This window comes from Plantactinospora alkalitolerans (assembly GCF_015690345.1).
GTDB lineage: Bacteria > Actinomycetota > Actinomycetes > Mycobacteriales > Micromonosporaceae > Plantactinospora > Plantactinospora alkalitolerans.
Genome location: NZ_JADPUN010000378.1, coordinates 1 through 5,817 on the forward strand (window position 1 = coordinate 1; position 5,817 = coordinate 5,817).

The 5,817-nt window shown below is 63.0% G+C and carries 5 protein-coding genes and 1 pseudogene; 2 read left to right on the forward strand and 4 right to left on the reverse strand.

Annotated features, from left to right (window positions below):
- Nucleotides 1-134 precede the first annotated feature (134 nt).
- Entirely contained in the window at nucleotides 135-1,535 is a 1,401-nt protein-coding gene (locus I0C86_RS38495) for an IS30 family transposase (protein ID WP_196206245.1), read from the reverse strand.
- A gap of 20 nt (nucleotides 1,536-1,555) precedes the next feature.
- Between I0C86_RS38495 and I0C86_RS38500 the strand changes: the two genes are divergently transcribed.
- Nucleotides 1,556-1,876: an integrase core domain-containing protein gene (locus I0C86_RS38500; protein WP_323374118.1), complete on the forward strand. Its 321-nt coding sequence runs from the start codon at nucleotides 1,556-1,558 to the stop codon at nucleotides 1,874-1,876.
- Nucleotides 1,877-2,763: 887 nt separating this feature from the next.
- Here the strand turns inward: I0C86_RS38500 and I0C86_RS38505 are convergent.
- Nucleotides 2,764-3,417 carry a hypothetical protein gene (locus I0C86_RS38505; protein WP_196206247.1) on the reverse strand — a complete coding sequence of 218 codons (654 nt, stop codon included), beginning with the start codon at nucleotides 3,415-3,417 and terminating at the stop codon, nucleotides 2,764-2,766.
- Between the two features lie 346 nt (nucleotides 3,418-3,763).
- On the opposite strand from I0C86_RS38505, the gene I0C86_RS44155 reads away from it, so the two are divergent.
- A complete protein-coding gene (locus tag I0C86_RS44155) occupies nucleotides 3,764-4,066 on the forward strand; it encodes a hypothetical protein (RefSeq protein ID WP_230395513.1) in 303 nt (100 codons plus the stop codon).
- A 30-nt stretch (nucleotides 4,067-4,096) separates the two neighbouring features.
- Here I0C86_RS44155 and I0C86_RS45655 read toward each other — a convergent pair.
- Together I0C86_RS45655 and I0C86_RS38515 are read right to left on the reverse strand one after the other, a co-directional pair.
- A pseudogene (locus tag I0C86_RS45655) lies at nucleotides 4,097-4,957 on the reverse strand (NACHT domain-containing protein); the annotation flags it as partial.
- A gap of 441 nt (nucleotides 4,958-5,398) precedes the next feature.
- A partial coding sequence (locus I0C86_RS38515) for a DDE-type integrase/transposase/recombinase (protein WP_196206249.1) occupies nucleotides 5,399-5,817 on the reverse strand: 419 nt, incomplete at its 5' end.

Sequence of the window (5,817 nt, forward strand, 5' to 3'; positions counted from 1 at the left end):
CATCCTCGGCTACGCGATGGGCGCCCACCACGACGCCGGGCTGGTCGTCGCAGCGCTGAACATGGCCGCCGTCACCCGGCACGGCATCGTCGACGGGGTGATCTTCCACAGCGACAGAGGCAGCGAAGGCGGATTCAACCGGTGGTTGCAACACCGGGTTGTTGGAGCGAGTGTAGGTGTTCGTCGAGGGCTTCGGCTGGTGTCTTCCAGCCGAGCGTTTTCCGTGGTCGGCTGTTGAGGGCGTGGGCGACGGCGTTGATCTCGTCGGCGCTCCATCGGGAGAGGTCGGTGCCTTTCGGGAAGTACTGCCGCAGCAGGCCGTTGGTGTTCTCGTTGGTGCCGCGTTGCCAGGGGCTGTGGGGGTCGGCGAAGAACACCGGGACGCCGGTTTCGACCGTGAAGCGTGTGTGCGCGGACAGCTCTTTGCCGCGGTCCCAGGTCAGTGATCGGCGCAGTTGCTCGGGTAGTTGGGTGATCGTCTCGGCGAGGGCTCTGCTCATCGTGATCGCTCCATAGCCGGCGAGAGCGGGGCCGTTCTTCGTCCGCGGGATCACGCCCCAGCCGGCCTCACGAGGCAGGTGGATCAGCATCGTGAACCTCGTGGTCCGCTCGACCAGTGTCCCGATCGCCGAGCGCTGCAACCCGATGATCAGATCCCCTTCCCAGTGCCCGGGGACGGCACGGTCGGCGACCTCGGCGGGCCGTTCACTGATCAGGGTGTTGTTGGTGACGTGCGCCCATGCACGTTGCTTCGCGCGGGCTCGAGGAACGCGAAGCGCCCGACCGGTCCGTAAGCAGGTGACGAGGTCGCGCTTGAGGGCGCCACGGCTCTGGACATAGAGCGCCTGGTAGATCGCCTCGTGGCTGATGCGCATAGACTCATCCTCCGGGAACTCAGCCCTGAGCCTGCGGGAGATCTGCTCCGGGCTCCACCCGGTCGTCCATGCCCGATCGCCCCGGTGAGGTTTGTTCCGGCCCTTCCACTGCGGGCCCTGCGGGCCGGTGACCGGCCGGCCGTCAGCTGTCCGGATCGCACCGGCAAGCCGTTGCTGGACATACTCACGGAGCGGCTCATTGGCCACCAGCTTCGCGGTCTTCGGCCGGCGGGCTCGACGTTCCGCATGCCACTGCGCGGTCGAAGGCTTGTAGTCCAACCGGTAGGTCCTGGTCGAGGCGTTGCGCCGTAACTCCCGCGAGATCGTCGACGGGTCCCGGCCGATCCGGCGTGCAATCTCCCGAACGCCCAAGCCCTGCGCCCGCGACAAAGCGATGTCCTCTCGCTCGCTGAACGACAGATAGCGGCCCGACACCGTCGGCGGCAACGCAGGATTCACGCCGCCAGCGTGCCGGAACCACCGGAACCCGACCGGCGAGGACACGCCCGCCGCCGCGGCCGCGTCCTCGGTCATCACACCGGAACGGATCGCGGCCCAGAACTTGACCCTGTCCTCACGCCACGCCACCGTCGGCCGTCCCGGCGAAGGAATCTGTCCCCGATACTCCCGAACCCGCTTCTGCCTCGGCCCAATACCCATCGCTTCACCTCTCCGACGAGGTGTTGCGACGACCGGTTGAATCCGCCGAATACTGCTCGGCCGACTTCGCTCGAGCCTGCGCCCGATGGAAGGTACGCCAGTCGATGGGCCGCGTCGGGTCGTGCTTCGACAACGCCGTCGCCGAGGCCACCTTCTCCACCATCAAGGTCGAGTACGTACACCGCCGCCACTTCCGCACCCGCACCGAGGCCCGTCTGAAGATCGCCACCTGGATCACCGACTTCTACAACCGGCGCCGTCGGCACTCCGTCTGCGACTGGCGATCCCCCATGGACTACGAACGATCAGAGACCCGCGCCCCGGAGACCCAGGCCGCATAACGACACCCTCCACGATTCCAGGGGATTGACACAGCCTCACCTGGCAGTCGTCGAAGCGCTGAACGGGGTCCACGACTTCACCGAGGGTGGCTGCCAGGGTGGCATTCGCCCGGAAACCAGCCCATGTCCACCACCGCAAGTCGTTCCGCTCGTCGCGCAGGATGATGTTGCCACCCGGATGGACAAGGTCCGCGTTCTCGTCTCGCTCCTTGGCCAGTCGCTCAACAGCACGCGTGGTCAAGCGAACGGGTGGATCACTGCCTAGCAGCACTTCGCGGATGGCGCGCGTGAGTTCGAATCCCAAGCCCACCCAGCCGCCGGTCATCCATCGTGCCCGCCCCCCGCCGTCAGCCGGCTCGACGAAGCATCGGCGTCGCCGCCAGTCGATGTAAGTCACCCGCCAGCTGCGACCGTTGAGGGCGGCACGGCCGAACGCGACCGCAGGCTCGATCGCGTCGAAGAAGAACCACTCACCGAACCGGACCGCGTACCCGAGCCGCACCACGTGGTCATCCCGTGGGCCGGGCGCGGCAGTAGCTCGGTCGTGCTCGCGAAGCCTCAGCTCACAGCAGGTGCGACAGGTATTGGCACCGTACAGGAGAAACTCCACATCACAGCACGTGCGGCAGATTCTGGCACGGTACACCCTAACCAGTTTGGGTAGAACTCTGCTCTTCAGCGGTGGTGGCGCAGGAGCTCAGGGGTGCTCTCAGTTGGAGGGCGACCCTGGCCGTTGACATAGACGCATTTGCACTGGTGTCCATCCAACGGGCCCTCTGCCTAAGGCTCCAAGGTGGAGACGTTAACAGATGTAGGGTTGACAAGAGGGATCACCTCCCGCGCACGTCGATCGTGCGGAATCAACCAATGGCTCTGATCGTGAGGCATCAGACCTTATTCTTCGTGGGGTGCCGCGAATCACTGCTTTTTATGGCTTGGTTAGGAATGCGGGGCCTTTCTTTTCCAAGGCTCTTCACAAAACGACGCCCGCCAGTGTCAAGGAGTCGTTGGATCACGGCCCGATACTTATCATCATCCTTCGTGTCGAGATCGTTCACGACCGACCGGATATAGCTAAGCTGCTCTTCGCACTGCTCTTCCGTGATTCGGTCGAGCGCGCGCAGGTAGGTGGTTGCCTGCTCCTCGACGCGACTAAGGGGTATCTGCCGTAGTTTGGGCATGATCTTGTCCGTGACCCATTCTGTTTGGGTGACGGCGCATATGTCATCTATTGCTTGGTTGATTCTTTTTTGTAGTCGGACGTACGCGTTGGCGGGCCCATAATACGCGGCTTCCTGGCCGCTCCCAAGGAGGGCCAGTTGGCTGCGTAGCAAAGCGGAGCCCGCTAATCCTGCGACGAGCGGTGGCCATACTCCATGGAACCATGACAAGCCGCTTAGGGCGGCAACGAGGGCAGCGTGGGCCGTAGCTGCCGTCGCGCCATCCATGGCCAGTTTGAAAGCGATCCAATGAAGCGCACGCAGGGTCGCAGGCTTGCGGCGCCACGTCAGGATTTCCACGAGGGCGATGGCGGCGGCCAACGAGGCAGCGAGGAGCGGGCTAACCCAAGTCACGTCCACTCACAATGTGTCGTCAGCGTCTGGCGAATCGTGCGTTTCCTCGGCCATCGTCAACGACGTCAACTAGGCCTTTCAACCGTAAGCTCCGGATAGCTTTCGTGGACCCGCTCGGTGGCAGTAGTGCAGAGCTGGACACTTGAGCCTCGTCATAGCTTCGTCCGGTGCTCATACTGGCCAAAACCTGCTGTTCATCAGGCGTGAGAACCTCGGCGTCCCAGCTGCTCCCTCCTGGGGCGAAGGAGGGCTCCAAGCTGTAGGTAACGGCCTTTAGAAGTGCCGTTCTTGCCTCGTCGGTACGGTTAGACCTATGGAGCAACAGGCTGAGGCGTATAGCGGCCGGAGCGCGCCAGCGGGAGCGTCGAGTGTCCATGATCTTCAGGTAGGTTTCGTGCGCTCCCTGAATATCGTCGTTTGCGGCCAATTGGTTAGCGGCTCGGAAAGCGACGAAGCCGGGGTCCCGGTCGTCTGGGGTCCCGAACTCGGGAGCGGTCAGTTTCTGCGTGAAGCTCCGGACCAGGAGTTCAAGAAAGGACGGTCGTCGAAGATCGTCGTAAAGTTGTTCGTTTGGTTTGACGAGATCGAAAAGACGGACTGCGTTGGCGCGCTCTGAGACTGACACGGAGTCGAGAGACAATGAGTCAGAAATGTAGCTGCGCATTGTGGTAGTGGACAATGGCTGCAATGCGGCGACCGATTCGATCTGAAGTCGGGTTACTGCGAGACGGGCAGTTTCTATCCGACACGCCATTACTACCCTGGTCCCCTTGGCGGATCGTGTCCAATCTCCTATTTCCGTCATGAAGCTTTGTTGACTGGAGGGCGTCAACTCGTCTAGGCCGTCTAAGAACAGTATGGCCGATCCTCGCCTTAGCCAAGTAGCGGTGACGAATGCCGGGATTCTTAGTTGGATGCGGCTACGTCGAGTGACCCAAGTTCGAAACGATCCACACTCTGGGCTCCAGGTCGCAAGGGACAAGGGGAGTGGGACATAGGATTTGGTTTCAATTTTGGCGTCGTGTAGCAGTTCGCGCGCTAAAGTGTATAGCACTGTCGTCTTTCCGGATCCGGAAGGACCGACCACGAGCGTACACCGCGGATCTTCATTGAAGAGCGCCACCATCGCGTCCCAGCTGGACGGAGCTCTGCTGGGGAAGCGCCCCTGCGAGTCGATCGCCTGGCGAAACTCCTGCCCGTCGTACATAACGACCGGAACCTGGAGTTTGTTGTTGAGCGATCGGTTAGCCAGGACGAGGTCAACATCGGCGGCTATCTGACGAACTGCCGCCTTGGTATCTGCCTCAGGTGCCCAGATCGGTAACACCGGCGCATTCTTGCGATAGCTGAGCCAGGTGATCGCGATTGCGGGCAGTACTGCGGCAAGGGCGCCGAGGCGTGCGCCTGTGGCGTCAACCTCGACTAGCACATTGGCGCCGATCGCGACAACGAGGAGGCCGACGACGGCCGTGGCGGTCTTCACCAGGAGCGCGGCTCGCATCAACATGGGCTGCCCCTTGATCAATCAGTGACAACAGGCACACGAACAGTAGCCGAGACTGCTTGCTCTGTCGATACCGTGTGGACCCCTGTCGGCGGGTCGACGGACGAACGGGCCTGAATTGGCCATTCGGGTAGCAACGATCCGACCGTGTGTGGGCTCGTTGTGCCCCGGTTGACCGGCGGGTGGACCCGGGCTACCGAGGGTCTGCCGCAACATGGCGGACGACGATTTGGCCGTCATGGGCTCGTCGCTCGATTGAGGACTGCCTTAGGGTGGACTTTCGGCCGGAGTAGCAATCGGTGGTAAGTTGCCACGACGCGGTAGTCGGTCGATCTGAGGTCGCAGTACGGCGACTTCATGTCGCAGCACGACCAACTCGATGGTCTTGGTGGCATCGCCTCTGATGACGAGGGTGTCAATCCCCTGGAATCGTGGAGGGTGTCGTTATGCGGCCTGGGTCTCCGGGGCGCGGGTCTCTGATCGTTCGTAGTCCATGGGGGATCGCCAGTCGCAGACGGAGTGCCGACGGCGCCGGTTGTAGAAGTCGGTGATCCAGGTGGCGATCTTCAGGCGGGCCTCGGTGCGGGTGCGGAAGTGGCGGCGGTGTACGTACTCGACCTTGATGGTGGAGAAGGTGGCCTCGGCGACGGCGTTGTCGAAGCACGACCCGACGCGGCCCATCGACTGGCGTACCTTCCATCGGGCGCAGGCTCGAGCGAAGTCGGCCGAGCAGTATTCGCTGCCTCTGTCGCTGTGGAAGATCACCCCGTCGACGATGCCGTGCCGGGTGACGGCGGCCATGTTCAGCGCTGCGACGACCAGCCCGGCGTCGTGGTGGGCGCCCATCGCGTAGCCGAGGATGC

Coding starts and splice junctions, on each gene's coding strand:
- I0C86_RS38495 (WP_196206245.1), bottom strand. CDS start 1,535: ATGGGTATTGGGCCGAGGCAGAAGCGGGTTCGGGAGTATCGGGGACAG.
- I0C86_RS44155 (WP_230395513.1), top strand. CDS start 3,764: ATGGAGCAACAGGCTGAGGCGTATAGCGGCCGGAGCGCGCCAGCGGGA.